The organism is Blastopirellula marina DSM 3645, assembly GCF_000153105.1.
Lineage (GTDB): Bacteria > Planctomycetota > Planctomycetia > Pirellulales > Pirellulaceae > Blastopirellula > Blastopirellula marina.
Genome location: NZ_CH672377.1, coordinates 166,349 through 188,182, shown reverse-complemented (window position 1 = coordinate 188,182; position 21,834 = coordinate 166,349). Strand labels below are relative to the sequence as shown.

Below are 21,834 nucleotides of genomic sequence, written 5' to 3'. Positions count from 1 at the left end.
TTTATGGACCTATTGACCGTCAAAGAAGTGGCAAGCGAATTGCGAGTCTGTGTTGGCTCGGTGTACAAGCTGATCGCCACCGGCGAACTCCCGTGTTACGAAATCGTAACGTGCAAGCGGGTTTCGGAGAAAGATTTGCAGAGTTATTTGGAACGTCAGAAGAAAGAGATGGTGAAGCTGCCGCCAAGTGCGAGGCGGCATTTTTAATAAGGGGTTTCGGGGGCGTTTTCCGTGGACATTTTCGCTCGCAAACGCGGAATTACGGTGCTCGAACTTCTGATAATGAGTGCGAGCATCGGCGTTTTGATCTTGATGGTTTCACAGCCCCAAGGATTTCGACGAGGAAGTTGAAGTTCCAGCCGATTTGTGCGTTCTCCTCATGGCGACGATTCCCACGCTTTTGTACTGTCGAATCCACCAGACTGCAGCCGTTTTGACCAGATTAGGTTCTCGGCGGCGATCGCCGCAAAATCGCAGCGAAACAAAATGTCGCCCGGCGAACGCTTGAGATTTACGCTTGAAAGTATTTGGAAACAAGTCGGCCTATCGCAAAGGCTACGCGTGCTTTCGGCGAAGCGCTCGCCGCAATCCGCGCTGTCCGACCGTCAATTCTAGACATGCTCCTTTAGCTCCATCATAATCCGTTTTTGCCACAGTCGCCCTCTTGACTTCACAAACGTTCCAATTCACAAATCGGGAAATGATGAAAAACGGATTGCAGGCTGCATTTCAGCTGCATAGGGCTGGTGATTTAGCAGCCGCTGAGCGAACGTATCGCCAAATCCTCATCGATACTTCGAAGGACCTGAACGCACTTCACCTGCTGGGCCTGAATCTTCACGAGCAGGGGAAAGATCGGGAGGCTGTCGTCTTTTTAGAACAGGCCGTAGAAATCGGGCCGACAATTGGCGTGCTCTACAACAGTTTGGGCGTGGCTCGAATGGCTTTAGGAGATTTGCGAATCGCAGAGTCCTGTTTTCGAAAAGCGATTTCGCTCGATTCCGCATGCGAGGAAGCACGCCGTAATTTGGCCGCTGTGTCGCTGAAGCTTCAAGGCCAAACAAGCGTTCCAAAGTCGCCGGAGGCTTCATCCAGATCAACAGTCGCCATTGGAGATTCCGAGCAAGCCGAGCAAATTCTTCGCCAACGGTTGGGCGAATTTCCCGATGATTTGAATGCTTACATCAAGCTGGCTCGTCATTGGATGGAGCGTGGAAAGACTCGGGAAGTGATCGATTTGTTGTCCGAACCTGTTGAGCGTTTTCCTCAAAGCGTGGAACTAGCCAACTGCTTTGGCGAAGCGTTCGGGCAAGAAAATCGTCATGAAGAGGCCGAGCAAATCTTCAAGAGACTTCTTGAGCGCTTTCCTGAAAACGTCACAGCGCATGTCAACTATGGAGTCAGTCAACTGGCGCAAGAAAGAGCCTCGGAAGCCGTAACCAGCTTCGAGAGAGCGCTCGAACTGAATCCTGAATTTTTTCGCGCGTACTTATTGATCGCCGTAAGTCGGCGCCAATCTCAACAATTCGATGCGGCGGAAATGGCATTGCAAAGAGCCTTGGAATTGCGTCCCGGCTCCAGCGAAGCACTTGTCGAACTCGCTCATCTTGAAAGACTGCGAGGCAACCCTCAAAAGGGACTGGAAATCCTGACGGAAATACTTTTCCGAGATCCGTGCCATGGACCGGCATTGCTGGGACTGGCGACGTGTTGCGAGATCCTGGCCGATCCAGATCAAGTCGTACAGTATTGCGTGAAGGCCTTGAAAGCGAACGCGAAATTTGCGCCAGCGCATCTTTTGCTGGGAATGGTTTTAGCTTCGCGACTAACACCGGACAAACGCGCCAGGCTGGAACTAACGGAACGAGAGGAACTGGGCGAGCGAGCGCTCCTACATCTGAGTTCAGCGGCAAAATTCGCCCCGAGCGCCGAAGCGATGGAGGCCTGGGGGGCGGCGCTCATTAACATGGGGCGGCACGCCGAGGCGCTAGGGAAGATTGAGGAATCGATACGCTTGGCCTCTGGATTCGCCCCTGCCCACGAGTCGCTAGGAAAAATCTATCTGGAGCAAGGCCGCATCGACGACGCCTGCGCAGCCTTCTCCGCCGCGGTCCGTTTCGATCCGCGGCGGGCATTGGCCCAGTTCGAATTGGCTCGATCCAAAAAAGTGGACGACGTGCCGCGTTCGATCCAGCAGGTAAGAGGCTTATTGGATCGCGGCGATCTTCCGTTCCGCGAACAGGTGCTGATGCATTTTGCCCTGGCAGGGCTGTATGATGCGGACAAAAACTATGACGCCGCCTTCGAGCATTACCAAATCGCCAATCGACTGAAATGCGAAGATCCTCGCGGCCTTTTGCGCTCTGGCGATCGTGAAATGCAAAAAAGAGCCCAGTTCCATACCCAAGAGTTTATGGAGATTTTCGGCGAGGAGTATTTCCGGGAGCATAGCGATCGCTTTGGATCGGAGAGCGAATTGCCGGTGTTTATTGTCGGAATGCCGCGATCTGGAACAACATTAGTGGAACAGATTCTTTCAAGTCATCCCGATGTCTACGGGGCGGGAGAGCGGGTCGACATCGCCGATTTGACGCTCACTTTACCGCGACGGTTGAACTCGGAAGCACGCTATCCGCAGGCCGCAAGTTTGCTCACGCAGCAAGTCGCCAGAGAGATGGCCGACTCCTATTTGGAACAACTTCGCAAGCTTGCTGCTTCCGCACTGCGAGTCACGGACAAGATGCCGATCAATTTTCGGCATCTTGGATTTATTGCCCGGCTTTTCCCTCGCGCCCAAGTCATCCACGTTCGACGCGATCCGCTCGATGTCTGCGTTTCTTGTTTCCGCCAAAATCTCGAATGGCCGTTTTGTGATCTGGACGCAGCGGCGATTTATTTCCAGGGATATCGCCGCTTGATGGCGCATTGGAAGGAAGTAACCTCACTGCGAATCCTTGATGTGCGTTACGAAGAACTAGTGGCCAATCAGGAAGAAGAAAGCCGGCGGATGGTTGAATTTTGCGGCTTGCCATGGGACGAGGCGTGCCTCGATTTTCAAGGATCAAAACGAGCTGTTCAGACACCTAGCAAATGGCAAGTTCGGCAGCCCGTTTATCATTCGTCCGTGGGGGCCTGGAAACGCTATGAACGACATCTTGATTCTCTGAAGAAAGTGCTTCCTGAATAGTCGCGGTCGATTCTCGAGACATGGCAATGCAATCAGAAGCAATTTCGCATTGACGGCTGCTATCACGTTTTTCGCTGCACATTAATCGAACATTTGTATTCCGTAACTGCTGTCGATTAAAAGGGTTGGGGCAACTTTAGAAAGTTTTTCATAAAAACGGTTGCTTATGAAAGATTCGTTCGATAAATTGCGGGCACTCCTCTAGAGAGGGCCTCTTCTGCAAAAGCCGGGGTCCCAATTGCGAGGGGTAGCTAATCTAGTGAAAGACTCCTCTCCATAAAATCTAGCCGCAACGCAGCAAAGGACTCTTGCCATGCGTAGGTCGATCTTTACCTGGACGGAAACGCTGAAGAAATTGGGGCTAAAATGGAAAAAGCAACGGCTCCCCAAGGCGCGTATCAACACTCGATCTCACCGGCATGAGCAACTGGAAGTTCGCCAATTGCTGGCGGCGGATCTGGTCTCGGTCGAGGACAACGATTCAATACTGACTGCCCAAACCGCGGCGTTCGTCGTCGATACGCAATACGTCATCGAAGGGAGTGTGGGCGATGGAACCTTCGCTTCCAGTGACGTCGATTTCTACAAGGTGTCGCTCTCGGCAGGGCAAACGTTTTCGGTCGACTTGGACGCGAACTACCTTGACGATGGCACTAATTTGAGTTGGCTGGACAGCTACATACGGCTGTTCGATTCTTCTGGAAACCAGGTTGCGGTCGACGACAACGGCGAAAGCGAAAACGACTTCTACAGCTACCTCGATAGCTATCTCTCGTTCACAGCTGTCACTTCTGGCGACTTCTACATCGGGGTCTCGGGTTATGGCAATAGCGGCTACGATCCTGCTACCTCAGGCAGCGGCAGTTCGGGGAGCAGCGGAGATTACATTCTGCAACTGCTCGCGACCGATCCTATTCCGCCCGACGCTTATGGCGATCAGATTTCAACCGCAGAATCGGTAAGCCTAACGCCAAGCGTCTTAACCGAAATCAACGGCGAAGTGGGGGACGGCGCCTTCGAGAGTAAAGACGTCGACCTGTTTGAGGTGACGCTGGCGGCTGGCGAACGACTTTCGATCGATATCGATGCAAATTATCTCGACAACGGCAGCAATCTGAGCAATCTCAACAGCTATTTGCGAGTATTTAACGCCTCGGGAAGCCAACTCGCGGCAAGCAACTACGGCGCCGGTGACAATGATTTTTACAGCACAGGCAACGACGGCTACTTGTCGTTCCTGGCGCCTTCGGCGGGAACCTACTACATCGGCGTTTCCTCTTACTACAACCGCTACTACAGTGCGACCGTGGCGGGAAGCGGGTCGACTTCGACAAATTCGGCAGCGACAGGCGACTATCGTCTGCAACTCTTTACGGAAGGAGCGCCAACCGCCGATGCCGAAGGGGATGACCTGACAACCGCTCAAACGGTTTCATTGACGGAAAATGTTCTGACAGAGATCGACGCGGAGATTGGGGATGGTCTCTTTCCAGGAAAAGATATCGATCTATTTCAGGTCACGCTGCAACAAGGTCAAGCTCTGACGATCGACATCGACGCCAACTATCTCGACACGGGGGGCGGTTGGTACAGCGACTTGAACAGTTATCTCCGTCTGTTTGACGCCTCCGGAAACGAACTTGCGGAAAACAATTACGGCTATAGCGCCAATGACTACTCAGGCTACAACGACAGCTATCTGACGTTTGTCGCCCCCACGACCGGAACCTTTTACATCGGAGTCTCGTCGCAATACAATCCGTCGTACGATCCAACCACGGCGGGAAGTGGGAATGATTACACGAGTTACAATTCGCACGGAGAATATCGGCTCCAATTGCTGGCATCCGAGCCATTGCCCGCTGACAGTGCAGGCGAAGAGCTGCTCGGGGCCCAGACGGTCACCCTGACCGAAAACGTGACGACTGAGATTGACGCTACGATCGGCGACGGCTGGTATCAATCGGCCGACGTTGACCTCTACGCGGTGACGCTCGACGCCGGAGACCGGCTTTTGGTGGATATCGACGCGAATTATCTCGACGACGGAACGCCTGATAGCAGTCTGAATAGCTATCTCCGCATCTTCAATGCGTCGGGCAGTCAGATCAGTTTCAATGACAACGCGACAAGCGACAGTGACGACAGTTCGGGAAGCGACAGCTATCTCCTATTCGTCGCTCCCTCGTCAGGCACGTTCTACATCGGCGTCTCGTCGTATTACAACCGCTACTACGATTCCAATTCGCTTGGCAGCGGCGCCACCTCCACCAGTTCGTCGGCCACGGGGGATTACCGACTGCAGCTGACGGACATTGGACCTCCCTCGCCCGACAGCGCCGGAGACGATATCTCCTCGGCTCAAACGGTCGCTCTGACAGAAGATGTTTCCGTAGAAATCGATGCTGAAATCGGCGACGGACTTTACTACTCCGCTGATGTCGACATGTATGCTGTGACGATGACGCAGGGACAACGCCTGGCGATCGACATCGATGCCACCAGGCTTGACGATGGAACCTGGTACAGCTCGCTCAACAGTTATCTCCGGCTGTTCGACGCTTCCGGCAATTCGCTGCTGGCCAATGACAACGACAGAAGCCTCAACGATTACTACGACGTTGGCAGCGACGGCTACCTATGGTTCGTCGCTCCCTCCGCCGGAACGTTTTATATCGGCGTTTCTTCGTACTACAACCGGTACTATGACGCCACGACAGAGGGAAGCGGCGGCACGTCGACCTCGACAGCGGCAGAAGGCGAATACAAGCTGCAGTTGCTACTGGCGCCCGCGTTGCCGCCCGATAACCCCGGCGAAGATATTGCCTCGGCTCAAACGATCTCGCTTACACCGGAGGTTCAGGTCGAGTTGGACGGTTCGATCGGGGACGGGACGTATGGCAGTGCGGACGTCGACCTGTACGCAGTAACGCTGGCGGCGGGACAGACGATTCGGATCGACGTCGATGCGGTGAAGCTGGATGGCGACGGCTCTAGCCTCAGTTCGCTCAACAGCTATGTGCGGATGTTCGACGCTTCGGGAACCCAACTGAGCTCCAACAACAACGGCACAAGTTCCAATGACTACAGCTCGTCGGCCGACAGCTACCTCGAGTTCACGGCGTTCAGCGGCGGAACCTATTACATCGGCGTCTCCTCGTACTACAACCGCAACTACGATCCGACCACGGCGGGAAGCGGTCAGACATCGACTAACGCGGCGGCGATCGGTGATTACAAGTTGCAACTGTTGGCCGAAACGCCTCCGGAGCCCGACTCGGCGGGGGAAGAGCTCTCGACGGCGGAAGTTCTGGAACTCGATCCGTTCGTGCCGGTGGAGATCGACGCCGAGATCGGGGACGGAGCGTACTTCACTTCGGATGTCGACCTGTATGCGGTGACGCTGACCGTCGGTCAGACGGTGACGTTCGACCTGGACGCCTACTGGGACGACGAAGGAAATACGATCAGTTCGCTCAACGGCTACCTTCGGCTGTTCGATTCGGCGGGCAACCAGTTGAAGTCGAATTCGTCGGGGCACAGCGACAATGACCACAGCCAGTACTACTGGGGCTACCACTACTTCAACTACCAAGACAGCTTCCTGACGTTCACGGCGACCGCCGCCGGGACGTATTACCTGGGGGTCTCGTCCGACTACAACACCAACTACGATCCAGAAACGACCGGAACGGGTCAGGCCTCGAGCTACACGCAAGCTTCTGGCGCCTACAAGCTGCAGGTGCTGGCCGATGGTCCGGCGATCACGGTGGATGACGTCTCGGTCGGCGAAGATTCGAGCACGGTCACGTTTACGGTTCGGCTCAACCCGTTGAGCGACGAGACGGTGACGGTAGACTACGCGACCGCCGATGGCACGGCCTTGGCGGGAAGCGACTACACGGCGATTTCAGGCACGTTGACCTTCGCTCCGGGAACGGCGACGCAGACCGTCACGGTAGCGATCGCCGATGATGGGATCTTGGAAGATCCGGAATCGTTCACGCTGCAGCTGTCAAACATCTCCTCGAACGCCACGCTGCTGGATAGCGAAGCGACCGCGACGATCGCCGATGCGGCAGGAGATGAACTGAGCCGAGCCTTGGACGTCAGCCTCACGCCGGAGGTTCAGGTCGAGTTGGAAGGTTCGATCGGGGACGGGACGTACGGCAGCGCGGATGTCGACCTGTATGCGGTGACGCTGGCGGCGGGGCAGACGATTCGGATCGACGTTGACGCGGTGAAGCTGGATGGCGACGGCTCTAGCCTCAGTTCGCTCAACAGTTATGTGCGGATGTTCGACGCTTCGGGAACCCAGTTGAGTTACAACAACAACGGCACGAGTTCCAACGACTATAGTTCATCGGCCGACAGTTACCTCGAGTTCACGGCGTTCAACGGTGGAACCTATTACATCGGGGTCTCCTCTTACTACGGCCGCAACTACGATCCGACGGTCGCAGGCAGCGGGCAGGCCTCGACCAACGCGGCGGCGATCGGCGACTACAAGCTGCAACTGCTGGCTGAGACGCCGCCTGCCCCTGACTCGGCGGGGGAAGAGCTCTCGACCGCCCAGGTCGTGGAGCTGGATCCGTTCGTACCGGTGGAGATCGACGCGACGATCGGCGACGGGGCCTACTTCACTTCGGACGTTGACTTTTACGCCGTGACGCTGTTCGAAGGGCAGACGGTGACGTTCGACATCGACGCCTACTGGGACGACGAAGGAAATACGATCAGTTCGCTCAACAGCTACCTGCGGCTGTTCGACTCGGCAGGTAATCAGCTGCAATCCAACTCGTCGAGCCACAGCGACAACGACCATAGCGAATACTACTGGGGCTACCACTACTTCAACTACCAGGACAGCTTCCTGACGTTCACGGCGTTAACTGCCGGGACGTATTACTTGGGGGTCTCGTCCGACTACAACACCAATTACGATCCGGAAGAGACCGGGTCCGGTTCGACCTCGACCAGTAATAGCGCGTCTGGCGCCTACAAACTGCAGGTGCTGGCCGATGGTCCGGCGCTCACGGTGGACGACGTCTTCGTAGGCGAAGATTCGAGCACGGTCACGTTTACCGTTCGGCTCAATCCGCTGAGCGACGAGACAGTGACGGTAGACTACGCGACCGCCGACGGAACCGCGTTGGCAGGGAGCGACTACACGGCGACGAGCGGGACGCTGACCTTCGCACCGGGAACGGCGACGCAGACCGTCACGGTAGCGATCGCCGATGATGGGATCTTAGAAGATCCGGAATCGTTCACGCTGCAGCTGTTGAACATCTCCTCCAACGCCACGCTACTGGACAGCGAAGCGACCGCGACGATCGCCGATGCGGCGGGGGATGAACTGAGCCGGGCCTTGGACGTCAGCTTGACGCCGGAAGTCGCCGTTGAGTTGGAAGGCTCGATCGGGGACGGGACGTACGGCAGCGCGGATGTCGACCTGTACGCAGTAACGCTGGCGGCGGGACAGACGATTCGGATCGACATCGACGCGTTGCGGTTGGACGGTGATGGGACGGCGCTCAGTTCGCTCAACAGCTACGTGCGAATGTTCAACTCGACGGGGACCCAGCTGAGCGCCAACGACAACGGCGCCAGTCCGAATGACTACAGCTCCTCGGCCGACAGCTATCTCTCGTTCACGGCGTTCAGCGGGGGAACCTACTACATCGGGGTCTCCTCGTACTACGGCCGCAACTACGATCCGACCACGGCAGGAAGCGGTCAGACGTCGACCAACGCTGCGGCGATTGGCGATTACAAGCTGCAACTGTTGACTGAGACGCCGCCGACGCCCGACTCGGCGGGAGAAGAACTCTCGACAGCGCAGGTCGTGGAACTGGATCCGTTCGTACCGGTGGAGATCGACGCCGAGATCGGGGACGGGGCGTACTTCACCTCGGACGTCGATCTGTACGCGGTGACGCTGACCGTCGGTCAGACGGTGACGTTCGACCTGGACGCCTACTGGGACGACGAAGGGAACACGATCAGTTCGCTCAACGGCTACCTGCGGCTGTTCGACTCGGCGGGCAACCAGCTGAAGTCGAACTCGTCAGGGCACAGCGACAACGACTACAGCCAGTACTACTGGGGCTACCACTACTTCAACTACCAGGACAGCTTCCTGACGTTCACGGCGACCACGGCCGGGACGTATTACCTGGGGGTCTCGTCCGACTACAATACCAACTACGATCCGGAAGCGACCGGGTCGGGTCAGGCCTCGAGTTATACGCAAGCGTCTGGCGCCTATAAGCTGCAGGTGCTGGCCGATGGTCCGGCGCTCACGGTGGACGACGTCTTCGTAGGCGAAGATTCGAGCACGGTCACGTTCACCGTTCGGCTCAATCCGCTGAGCGACGAGACAGTGACGGTAGACTACGCGACCGCCGACGGAACCGCGTTGACGGGGAGCGACTACACGGCGACAAGCGGGACGTTGACCTTCGCTCCAGGGACCGCAACGCAGACCGTGACGGTGACGATACTGGATGATGGGGTGTTGGAAGATCCGGAATCGTTCACGCTGCAGCTGTCGAACATCTCGGCGAACGCTACGCTGCTCGATAGCGAAGCGACCGCGACGATCGCCGATGCGGCGGGGGATGAACTGAGCCGAGCCTTGGACGTCAGCTTGACGCCGGAAGTCGCGGTCGAGTTGGACGGTTCGATCGGGGACGGGACGTACGGGAGCGCGGACGTCGACTTGTACGCGGTGACGTTGTCGGCGGGGCAAACGATTCGGATTGATGTCGACGCGGTGAAGCTGGATGGCGACGGGACGGCGCTCAGTTCGCTCAACAGCTACGTGCGAATGTTCAACTCGACGGGGACCCAGCTGAGCGCCAACGACAACGGCGCCAGTCCGAATGACTACAGCTCCTCGGCCGACAGCTATCTCTCGTTCACGGCGTTCAGCGGGGGAACCTACTACATCGGGGTCTCCTCGTACTACGGCCGCAACTACGATCCGACCACGGCAGGAAGCGGTCAGACCTCGACCAGCACGGCGGCGGTGGGCGCCTACAAGCTGCAGCTGCTGGCCGAGACGCCACCGGAGCCCGACTCGGCGGGGGAAGAACTGTCGACGGCGGAAGTTCTGGAACTCGATCCGTTCGTGCCGGTGGAAATCGATGCGACGATCGGCGACGGGGCCTACTTCACTTCGGACGTTGACTTCTACGCGGTGACGCTGTTCGCTGGCCAGACGGTGACGTTCGACGTCGACGCCTATCTGCTGGATAGCGGGACCCAGCTCAGTCCGCTCGACGCTCACTTGCGGCTGTTCGATGCGGCCGGAACGTTGCTGCTGACCAATAGCTACGCCCTCAGCGACAATGACAACACGGGCTACAACTATCGCGATCCCTTTCTAACGTTCACGGCGACCACCGCGGGTACGTACTACCTGGGGGTCTCATCGGCCTACAACACGAGCTACGATCCGGAAGTAACCGGGTCAGGCCAGACTTCCGGCTATACGGAATCGGCGGGGGCCTACAAGCTGCAGGTGCTGGCCGATGGTCCGGCGATCACGGTGGATGACGTCTCGGTCGGCGAAGATTCGAGCACGGTCACGTTTACGGTTCGGCTCAACCCGTTGAGCGACGAGACGGTGACGATCGACTACGCGACCGCCGATGGAACCGCGTTGGCGGGGAGCGACTACACGACTACATCGGGCACGTTGACCTTCGCACCGGGAACGGCGACGCAGACCGTCACGGTAGCGATCGCCGATGATGGGATCTTGGAAGATCCGGAATCGTTCACCTTGCAGCTGTCGAACATCTCGGCGAACGCTACGCTGCTCGATAGCGAAGCGACTGCCACGATTACGCCAGAACCTGGCGACGATTTTCTGTCGGCGCAAAACGTTTCCATTACTCCTGGCGTCACGACGGAGCTCAGCGGCAATATCGGTGACGGCTCCTACGGTACAGCGGACGTAGATTTGTACGCGGTCTATCTCTTCGAAGGCCAAACGCTCTCGATCGACATCGACGCGCAGCAACTGGATGACGGCAACCAGCTGAGTGACCTGGAAAGCTACTTGCGAGTCTTCAACGATGCTGGCAGCCAGCTTCGCTACAGCTACGATAATCTCAGCCCCAATGATTACGCCTCCAGTGACGACGCCTTCATTTCATTTTTGGCGACGACAACCGGCATGTACTACATCGGCGTCTCGTCCGAGTACAATCGCAACTATAATTCCGCCACGTTGGGAAGCGGTCAAACGTCGGCCAATGCCGATGCGATTGGCGACTACAAGCTTCAGTTGACGGCCTCGGAGCGTTTGTTAAGCGTCGAAGACGTCAAGGTTGGTGAAGACTCGAGCACGGTCACTTTCACGGTGGAGCTCGACTATGCCAGCGATGAAGTCGTCACGGTGGATTTTACAACCGTGGACGGAACGGCACTCGCAGGTAGCGATTACCTCACGGCCTCAGGCTCATTAACCTTTGCTGCGGGTACCACCAGCCAAGTGGTAACGGTCACCATTCTGGATGACGGCGTCTTGGAAGACCCAGAATCTTTTACGTTGCAATTGTCCAGTCCAGTCGGGGCAGCGCTCGCCAATAGCGAGGCGACAGCGACGATTGGCGATGCTGCCGGAGATGATCTGGCCAATGCTCTCGAGATCGCACTGACCGAAGGAAACTGGTCGACGATCGATGGCGAAATCGGAGACGGAACCTATAGCGCGTCGGATGTCGACATCTATCAAGTAACGCTTGAGGCCAACCACCAATTGATCATCGACATCGACGCCATCTACGACGACGCAACCGGCTATGTCAGCGGTGCAACTCTAAATAGCTACATTCGGATCTTCGACGCGACTGGAAATCAAGTCACCTACAACGACAATGCGCAAAGCGACAACGACTACCAACCCAGTTCCGGAAACGACAGCTACCTCTCTTTCGTCGCGATCACCTCGGGGACCTATTTCATTGGCGTCTCCTCGTACTACAACCATAACTATGATCCGACAAGCGTTAATAGCGGCTCGACTTCCAGCAGTTCTTCCGCATTTGGCGAATACACGCTGCAACTACAGGATGTCGGTGCGGTCGATCCCGATGCGCTAGGGGAAGAGTTGACCACCGCCCAAGAGGTTGAACTTGTTGACAACCAGGCGACCGAGTTGGAAGCGGAGATCGGTGACGGACACTACCTGACGACCGACGTTGATCTGATCAAGGTCACGCTGGCGATGGGGCAAACATTAACGGTCGACGTCGATGCGAACTATCTCGATGACGGCACTACTTTAAGCAGCCTGGACAGCTATCTGCGGATTTTTGACGCCAATGGCAATCAAGTCGCAGCCAGCAACTACGGGGCCAGCACCAATGACTATTCGGCGGGAAATGACGCCTATCTTTCCTACGTCGCGACGGCGGCAGGGTCCTACTATATCGGCATCTCCTCCAATCAAAACAGCAACTACGATCCCACGACCATCGGCAGCAATACGATCGCTGCCAGTACAAGCGTGATGGGCGCCTACAAGCTCCAACTCCAAACCAATACTCCCCCCACGCCTGACGTTCCAGGCCAATCGTTGGCTAGCGCCCAAGTGGTTGACTTGAGCGACAACCAACTACATGAACTCACCGCAGAAATCGGCGATAGCCAATACGTCTCCGCGGATGCCGATCTTTACCAAGTCACCCTATTCCAGGGGCAGACTTTGACCATCGACACCGACGCCAATCGTCTGGACGATGGCTCGACGTTAAGTTCCCTCAAAAGCTACCTCCGCATCTTTGACGATAGCGGCAATCAACTGTTGTACAACTACAACGGGACAAGCGGCGATGATTATTCCTCCAGCAATGACAGCTATTTGGAATTCATCGCTCCCGCGGCAGGCATCTACTACGTTGGCGTTTCTTCCGAATACAATCGAAATTACAATCCGGTCACCGGGGAAAACGGCACGTATTCCAGCAACAGCGCCGCCCTCGGTCAATACAAGCTGCAACTGCAAGCCAAAGACCGGGCCTTGACGATTAACGACGTCCAGACCGGTGAAGACGCCAGTACGGTTACCTTTACGGTCACCCTCAATCCAACGCACAGCGAAACGGTCACGGTCGACTACTCGACCGTCGATGGGACCGCGTTGGCAGGCAGCGACTATACCGCCACTTCAGGCACGCTGACATTCGCCCCAGGCGTTTCCACGCAAACAGTGACCGTGACGATTCTCGATGACGGCATCGTAGAAGATTCGGAATCATTCAGTCTGCTTCTTTCGAATGCTGTGAATGCAACAATCGTCGATGCGGAAGGGATCGCAACGATTGCCGACGCTGCCGGGGACGTGATATCGCGGGCCTTGGAAGTCACCCTTGCTGAGAATGTAACGGTGGAAGTCGAAGGAGTAATCGGCGACGGAACCTACGGCACGGCGGATGTCGATCTGTATCAAGTTTCTCTCGAACTTGGTCAGGATCTATTGATCGATATCGACGCCTATCGTGATGATTCCGGGAACTACTTGAGCCCTCTAAATAGTTTCCTGCGAGTCTTTGACGCCAGCGGCAATCCGCTCACGTCCAATAACGACGCCAGCAGCGAGAACGACTACAGCACCTACAGCTATGGCGACAGTTATCTTTTGTTCACCGCCCCGGCCGAAGGAACGTACTATATCGGGGTCTCTTCCACCTACAACCAAAGCTACGACGTAACGGCACCCGGCAGCGGCTCCAGTTCCACCAGCAGTGCGGCGATTGGAAGCTATAAACTGCAACTGACGGCCAAAGGTCCAATGTTGCGAGTAGCCGATATCGTCGTCGACGAAGATGCAGGCACAGCGACCTTTACGGTAACGCTTCATCCGGCTGATGATGAGACCGTAACGGTAGACTATGCGACGGCTGACGGAACGGCCGTTGCGGGGAGCGACTACGTGGCGACCGCGGGAACACTTACATTTGCGGCAGGGGAAACTTCAAAAATAGTCACCGTCGACATTCTTAACGACGGAATCTTTGAAAATCCAGAGTCGTTTACCTTCTCCCTTTCTAATGCGGTCCATGCGACGATTGGGGATTCCGCAGCAGTCGCTACGATCCAAAGTAGAGAGATTGTCTCCTCCATTCAAGGAAACGTGTTTGCGGACACCAATGGGGCGGGAACATGGGATGTCGGATCGGAACAAGGACTCGAAAACATCGAGGTTCATGTAATCGATTTGGCTGGCCGCATTTTGGCCACGACCTACACGGACGCCCAGGGCCACTACGAATTCAATCTCGAAAGTTGGGTTCGTGCACCGAGAATCGAAGTTGTCGCGCCCCAGAATATGGCGCCTACAAGCGGCGCTGCTGGTCAGGGAACTCCACTAAGCAGCAATGTCAGCCCGATTTCTCATCAATCCGCCATTATCATCGATGCTCTGGCTTCCGTTGACATCGGACTTGTCGCAGATAGTGATGGCGATGGAGTAGCGGACTCACTCGAGGCCCATTACGGGCTGAATGTCGGCACGCTTGACGATCGAACCGCGGATACCGACAACGATGGCCTGCCAGACCTCGTAGAGCAGTTTGACCTCGGCTCCGATCCGACCGATTCAGATACGGACGGCGATGGCTTAAGCGATCTATTCGAAAACGCCCTTGCCTGGGATCCAGATTCCGTTTACGCCTATGCCGATCAGGACAATGATCGTCTACCGGACCTGCTGGAGTGGGCTCTGTTTGGGTCAGACGTGAACAACGCGGATGCTGATGGAGACTTGCTGCCCGACTACGAAGAATTGGTCGAATTCGGCAGCAATCCTTGGCTAAGCGATACCGATGGCGATGGCGTTGATGACTTTATTGAGTTCAACCTCCAATTCGATCCCACGTCGAGCGACTCTGACAACGATGGGACGCCCGATGCGGAGGAGCAGGACGCCATCGACGCGATCGCCGGCGGCAGCGTCCCCAGCGGCAACGTGGAAGAGGACGAAGTCCGGTTGCGACTGACGATTGGCGACAATAGCGGAAGCCATAGCGAACGGTACAAATTCTTCGTAGGCCCTTCCTTTGTGACCAATCCGGTCCACGGGCAAGTGAACAGTTTTAACCGCACGTTTGGAATCGATCAGACGCTCGAATTTCGCGTCGAGCACGTCAGTTCGACGCTCGACAACCCGGACTACGACTGGGACACCAATATTGCCTATATCGAAGGCGGAGGGGCTATTTTCTATGATCCGGCGAATATTATTCCGGGATACGGCGACAGCGGAAACTACTATTGGAATCAGATTGTCGGTCAGACCGGTACGCTTTGGACCCATCAGGTGAAGCTAAGTGGGCCGGAACCCACCGATATCTTTGTCGCAAATTTAGATGATGACGATGATAATGGGATCCCCGATTACCAAGATCCCAAAACTGATTTGGCGGATGACGATTTGATTCCAGTCACGCTCGCCGCCTTCGATCACCTTCCGGTGGAAGCCTCTGGTTATTTCACGATTTCGGCAAGCGGCGGCGTTAAACTTTGGTGGAACAACAACGGAACGCCCGAGGAAATTTCATCCGGGACGCAACTGGACTTTCGGGAGCAACATGCGTTGTATGCCGAGCCCCTCAGCGCAGGTGAGGCGGTCATTGAAGCGACGTTTACGCTTACCGATTCGACCGGATTGTTCACTCAACTTGGCGAACTATCCGATCGAATTACCCTGACTGTCGCTCCCAATGGACCAACAGCTGCGGAAGACTCGACGACGACCGAGGACGAAGATCCTTGCAATTGCGACTGCAGTTGCTCCGTCGGCCCCCCCGAAAAAGCTCCTGAGCCCGCTACCGGCTCAAAAACGAACCGGCAAGTTTCCGTCGATTTCAAACTGTCGGGATATCGCCCGCCCGGAAGTATCATTGCCGTAGACTGGTATCTGGATGGAGGATCGACGGAGACAATTTATTACTCAACCGATGAACTTCCGCAGTATGGAGATGTCACGGTTCCCTTTTCCCATCAGTTCAATGTTTCTGAAATGGGGACCGGCGTTTACAGCTATACCGCTACACTTCGCAGCGATAGCTTTGATGCAGGATTGCCAAGCTCAACATTCACTGGACAGCTAACCGTCTCCAAGCAGGATAGCTCCCTCGGGAATGGTGGCATATCAGATCTCGGCAAGATCACCGCCACGGCTAACGGGGCTATTATTGATTTGGGAGATGGCGACGGTAAGCATTTTCTGGCCAATGGAGACGGCACTTTCTCCCTGGCGGACGAACCCTATTCGCTACTCACTCAAAACAGCGATGGCGGCTACACCCTGACCAATCAAGCAGATCAAACGCTTGAATTCGATAGCAATGGTCGTATCCAGACACTTACCGAGGCGAATGGCCAAACCACCACTTACTCCTACGCAGACGGCGACGGAGATGCCGTCGCGGATGAAATTTCCGAAATTACCAACTCATTTGGCGAAACGGTCGCTTATTCCTACACGGACGGATTGCTCACCAGCGTTACCGATATCGCCGGGCGCGTGACATCGTACACCTACGACAGTGAAAACCGTATTGAGACGGTGACCTCGCCCGATCCTGATGGACTAGGCGCCTTGAGTCCGATGGTGGAGACGTACGCTTACGATTCACACGGCGAAATTGCTTCGGTTACCGCCGCGAATGGTAAAACGACACAGTACATTCGCGACTCCCATGGAAATCTAACGCAGAAAATTCTGCCGGATGGTTCCTCGGTCTACTATGACTCGTATAGCTCTCGCGGTCTCGCCTCCGCAGGGCTCGGAACCATCCAGAATCCAGCTCCCCTTGGGCAGGCGGATGACACCTGGGGAAGCATAGTAAACGGCAGCGGTATTGTTACGTACTATGCGACCGACTCACACGGGAACATTACTCGAACTAAGGACGAGCTCGGCAATATCACCTTTTATCTGCGAAATGCAGCTGGCCTCGTTACTAAGATGATTCAACCAGATCCCGACGGAGCTGGCCCGCTCGAAACGCCCGTTTATGAATACGCTTATGATTCCCGTGGAAATCTCCTGACGGAAATTCTGCCCGATGGCTCCGTAAGACAGTGGGAATATCATGCGACGTGGAACGAACCGATCAAGTTCACCGATGCGAACGGCAACATCACCCTATACGCGTACGACTCGAATTATGCGTTGCTCCTCTCCGAGACAGCTATAATCGGGCAGATCGACGACGGAAACAACCTAGAGACCGACGATCTGACCACCTTGTATACCTACACGTCACCCCCGACGATAGCGTTCGATCCTCCACAGGGATTGATAGCGTCGATCACCGAAGCCGATGGTGTCGTAACGGAGTTTGAGTATGACCAATATGGCAACCTGACGAAAACGACTTACGCCGTTGGCACAACGGACGAAGCGTTTACCACAGCGACCTACGATGCGGCCGGCAATATGCTGACCGAGACCGATGAGTTGGGCAATACGACGACGTATACGTACGACAGCCTCGATCGGGTTATCTCGATTACTTCGTCCGATCCGGATGGCGCCGGGCCGCTTTCGGCCACGGTTATCAGCTATGCATATAACGCATTCGACCTGGTTGCAATGGAAACAATCAACGGTCGTACCACCAGCTACACCTACGATTCCGATGGACGTCTTTCCTCAATAACGGAAGAAGATCCAGACGATACCGGCCTGCTAGCCTCTCCCGAAACAAGCTACACCTACGATACCGACGGCAATGTCCTTACGGTTACCGATCCTTTGGGTAACGTCACCACATACGCCTATACCGACGGATTGCTGACCTCGGTCACCGGCGCCGATCCCGACGACGCCGGGCCGCTATCGGCGCCCGTCACTAGCTACACTTACAACGACAACGGGCAGATCCTCACGATCACCGATCCGCTCAGTCGCGTTACGACCTACGAATACGACAATCTTGGTCGTCAGATTTCGGTCACCTATCCCGATCCCGACGGGGGCGGCGCGCTGCTATCGCTTTCAGAAACGACGGTCTACGATCTCTTCGGCCGCGTCGCCAGCCGTACCGATACCGCTGGCGTCGAGACCAGCTATACGTACGATCCCGAAGGGAATTTACTGACCGAGACGACGCCGCTCGGGACGACGACTTACGCCTATGACGAACTGAATCGCCGCGTGGAAATCGAGACCGCCGACCCGGATGGTGGCGGCGCGCTGAACGCTCTGACAACGATCTATGTCTACAACGCCGCCGGCATGTTGGCGTCGGTCACCACGCCCGTCGGGACAACCACGTACGCCTATGACAATCGCCGTCGCCGCACCAGCGTCACCCAGGCCGATCCCGATGGCGCAGGCCCGCAAACGGCGCCGGTCAGCAGCACCACCTACGATGACGCTGGCAACGTGCTGACCGAAACCGATGCTCTCGGCAATGTCACCAGTTACGAATATGACGCACTCAACCGCGTCGTCGAAATTACTTCGCCCGATCCGGACGGCGCTGGCGCCCTCACGTCGCCGGTCACCGGTTACGAATATGACGAGTTTGGCCAGCTCGTCAGCATGACCGATCCCAATGGCGGCGTCACCACTTACGTGTATGACGATCTCGGCCGCAAAATTGCCGAGGTCTCTCCTGATCCCGATGGGGGCGACGCCTTGACGGCGCCCGAAGTCTCCTACGCGTACGACGCCAACGGGCAATTGGTCAGCATGACCGATCCGCTGGGGAACGAAACGGTCTACGAGTATGACAATCTCGGCCGACAAATTTCGGTCACGCTGCCTGATCCGGACGGCGTCGGCGCGGCGACTTCGCCGGTCACCACCTACGTCTATGACGCCGCTGGCCAACTGAGCAGCATGACCGATCCGCTGGGCCGGACGACCAGCTACACGTACGACGCGCTTGGTCGAACCTTAACGGAAACTCTGCCTGATCCGGATGACGGCGGGGCGCTGACCGCCCCGGTGACGACGTACGTCTATGGCGCCGACGGTCGTCTGGCGAGCGTCGAGGATGCCGAAAATCAAACGGTCAGCTATACCTATACGGCATCCGGCCAAATCGCCACGATGACCGATCCCCGCGGCGTCACGACCTACACGTACGACGCGCTCGGACGACAGTTGTCGATCACCGAGCCCGATCCCGACGACGCTGGTCCGCTTGCGGCCCCTGTCACAACCTACGTCTACAATGACGATGGGCAGTTAGAGTCGATGTCCACGCTTGATGGCGCGACCAGCTATGAATACGACGCGCTGGGCCGCACGATCAAAGTGACGACGCCCGATCCCGATGGGGCCGGTTCACTGCTGGCCGCGTGGACGGTTTACAGTTACGACGCGCTCGGCCGCACGCTCAGCGAGACTGATCGCCTGGGGCATGAGACGAGTTACGACTACGACAACCTCGGCCGTCTCATCCTGAAAACCGATGCTGAAGGAGGCGAGACCGAATATACCTACGACGCCAACGGCAATCGCCTGACGCTGACCGATCCGGAAGAAAACACGACCACCTGGACGTACGACGCGCTCAACCGGATGCTGACCAACACGAACGAGTTGAGCGACACGCGCTACTACGAGTACGACTCTGCCGGCAATCTGACCGAGTACATCGACCGCAACGGCCGGGTGATTAACTACGAATACGACAATCTCCAGCGCCGCATCACCGAAAATTGGCTGGACGGCATGTCGATCGTCCACACAATTTCATACAGCTACGACGCCGCATCGCAGCTGATCGAAGCAAGCGATTCGGCTGCGACCTACACGTTCATTTACGATAATCTCGGCCGCAACACCAGCACCGAGCATGACTTGGCCGCGCTCGGCTTCGATGTCGTAATCGACGAGGCGTACGACGCCCTCAACCGTCGCATCAGTCTGGCCGTCGAGATCGACGGCTCGGACGACCTGGAAAGCGAGTACGCCTACGACTACCTGAACCGGATGACGCAGGTCACCCAGGCCGGCCAAGTCGGCGGCAACACGGTCGCTGAAAAGCGAGTCGATTTTACGTACGACGCGGAAGACAAGTATCAATTCACGTCGATTACGCGTTATGCCGACTTGGCCGGTACCGAAACGGTGGCGACAAGCACTTACAGCTATGACAATGCCGATCAGCTGACGAGCCTCACGCACGTCGACGGAGGCAGCAGCAGCAGCACGCTCGCCGAATACACTTACAGCTATGACGAAGGAAACCGCCTGACCGGCTTTACTGTTTACGGCTACTCGGCCGAAGACGCCACCTACAACTACGATGACACCGACCAGTTGACCGGCGCCGACCGGAGCGGCACTACCGACGACGAGTCGTACGCGTACGACGAAAACGGCAACCGGATCGGCGGTGGTTATTCGACGGGGGACATCAATCAGATTCTTTCGGATGGCACTTACAATTACACTTACGACGACGAAGGAAACCGCCTAACCAAGACGAATATCTCGACGGGCGAGGTGATTGAATACAGTTGGGACTACCGCAATCGTCTTACCAGCATCATCACTAAGGACAGTCTCTCCGTCGTCACGCACGAAGTCGAGTACACGTACGACGCCTTCAATCGCCGGATCGTGAAGTCGATCGATGTCGATGGGGCTGTCAGCGGAACTGCGGTTGAAGAGATTTACATCTACGACGGCATGCGGGAAGAACGTGGCAACGCGGGCGATCATATGCTGCTTGTCTTCGACGAGGCAGGCAATTTAACCAATCGCTTTTTGTACGGCCCACATGTCGACCAAGTGCTAGCGAGCGAAGAAGTCGCCAGCACCGCTACTGCGGGTGATGTCCTCTGGGTGCTGACCGATAATCTCGGGACGGTCCGTGACCTAGCCGAATATGACGCCGGAACTGACGCAACGACCATTGTCAATCATTTTGCCTACGACGCCTTTGGCCAAGTCGCCAGCGAAACGAACTCCGCTGTCGACTTCTTGTTCGCATTTACTGGAAGAGAAAGGGATGAGGAAAGCAGTTTGCAGTATAGTCGAGCCCGGTATTACGAAGCTGAACTTGGCCGTTGGATCAGCGCAGATCCTCTCGGTTTCGATGCGATGGACCCGAATCTCTATCGATACGTCGGGAACAGTCCTTCGTTTGCCATTGACCCGAGCGGACTGGAGATTTACCTTGTAGACCGACCAATTGGTGGGTGGGCCCCGACACATCCCCTGAATCCTTTGGACCACACATTCATAGTCGTCACAGACGAGAAGGGAAATATTATTGGAACATATAGTTGGGGAAATGGCAATGACGCTTCCAATCCATCCCACTGGTATCAAGATCAGGCATACGATGTTCTCGCAGCAATATTAGCGCTGCAAAATGGCAGAGCCAAGATAGCGGGGAATGATTCGATGAATCCTTACGTAATAGAAGCTTTTCGTTTGTTGAGCGAAGCGGGATCGCCTTCAGCTCATCACCATGGAGGAGCCATACTCAACTGTAAGACTGAGGCTGAGCGATTGCTTAAACTTGCTCAAGAAATAATGAAGGCGGCAAACTCTGCGAACCCAAAAAAGGCAATCGAAGAACTCCTGTATAAATACGGCCTAGGCGATCCTCCGAAGATTTATTTACCAGAAGAACCAACCTGGATACTGAAATAGC

3 protein-coding genes are annotated in these 21,834 nt (G+C 56.2%); all 3 read left to right on the top strand.

Features of this window, described 5'->3' with window-relative positions; genetic code table 11:
* Nucleotides 1-3 precede the first annotated feature (3 nt).
* The 3 genes from DSM3645_RS19820 to DSM3645_RS30065 all read left to right on the top strand — a co-directional run bounded on the left by DSM3645_RS19820 (nt 4) and on the right by DSM3645_RS30065 (nt 21,833).
* Nucleotides 4-207 (top strand): helix-turn-helix domain-containing protein, encoded by a 204-nt coding sequence (locus DSM3645_RS19820; RefSeq protein WP_040352831.1) that lies wholly within the window; start codon nt 4-6, stop codon nt 205-207.
* A 457-nt stretch (nt 208-664) separates the two neighbouring features.
* A complete protein-coding gene (locus tag DSM3645_RS28680; RefSeq protein WP_002654086.1) occupies nt 665-3,187 on the top strand; it encodes a tetratricopeptide repeat-containing sulfotransferase family protein in 2,523 nt (840 codons plus the stop codon).
* A gap of 313 nt (nt 3,188-3,500) precedes the next feature.
* Nucleotides 3,501-21,833 carry a Calx-beta domain-containing protein gene (locus tag DSM3645_RS30065; RefSeq protein ID WP_002654085.1) on the top strand — a complete coding sequence of 6,111 codons (18,333 nt, stop codon included), beginning with the start codon at nt 3,501-3,503 and terminating at the stop codon, nt 21,831-21,833.
* The last annotated feature ends 1 nt before the right edge of the window (nt 21,834 follow it).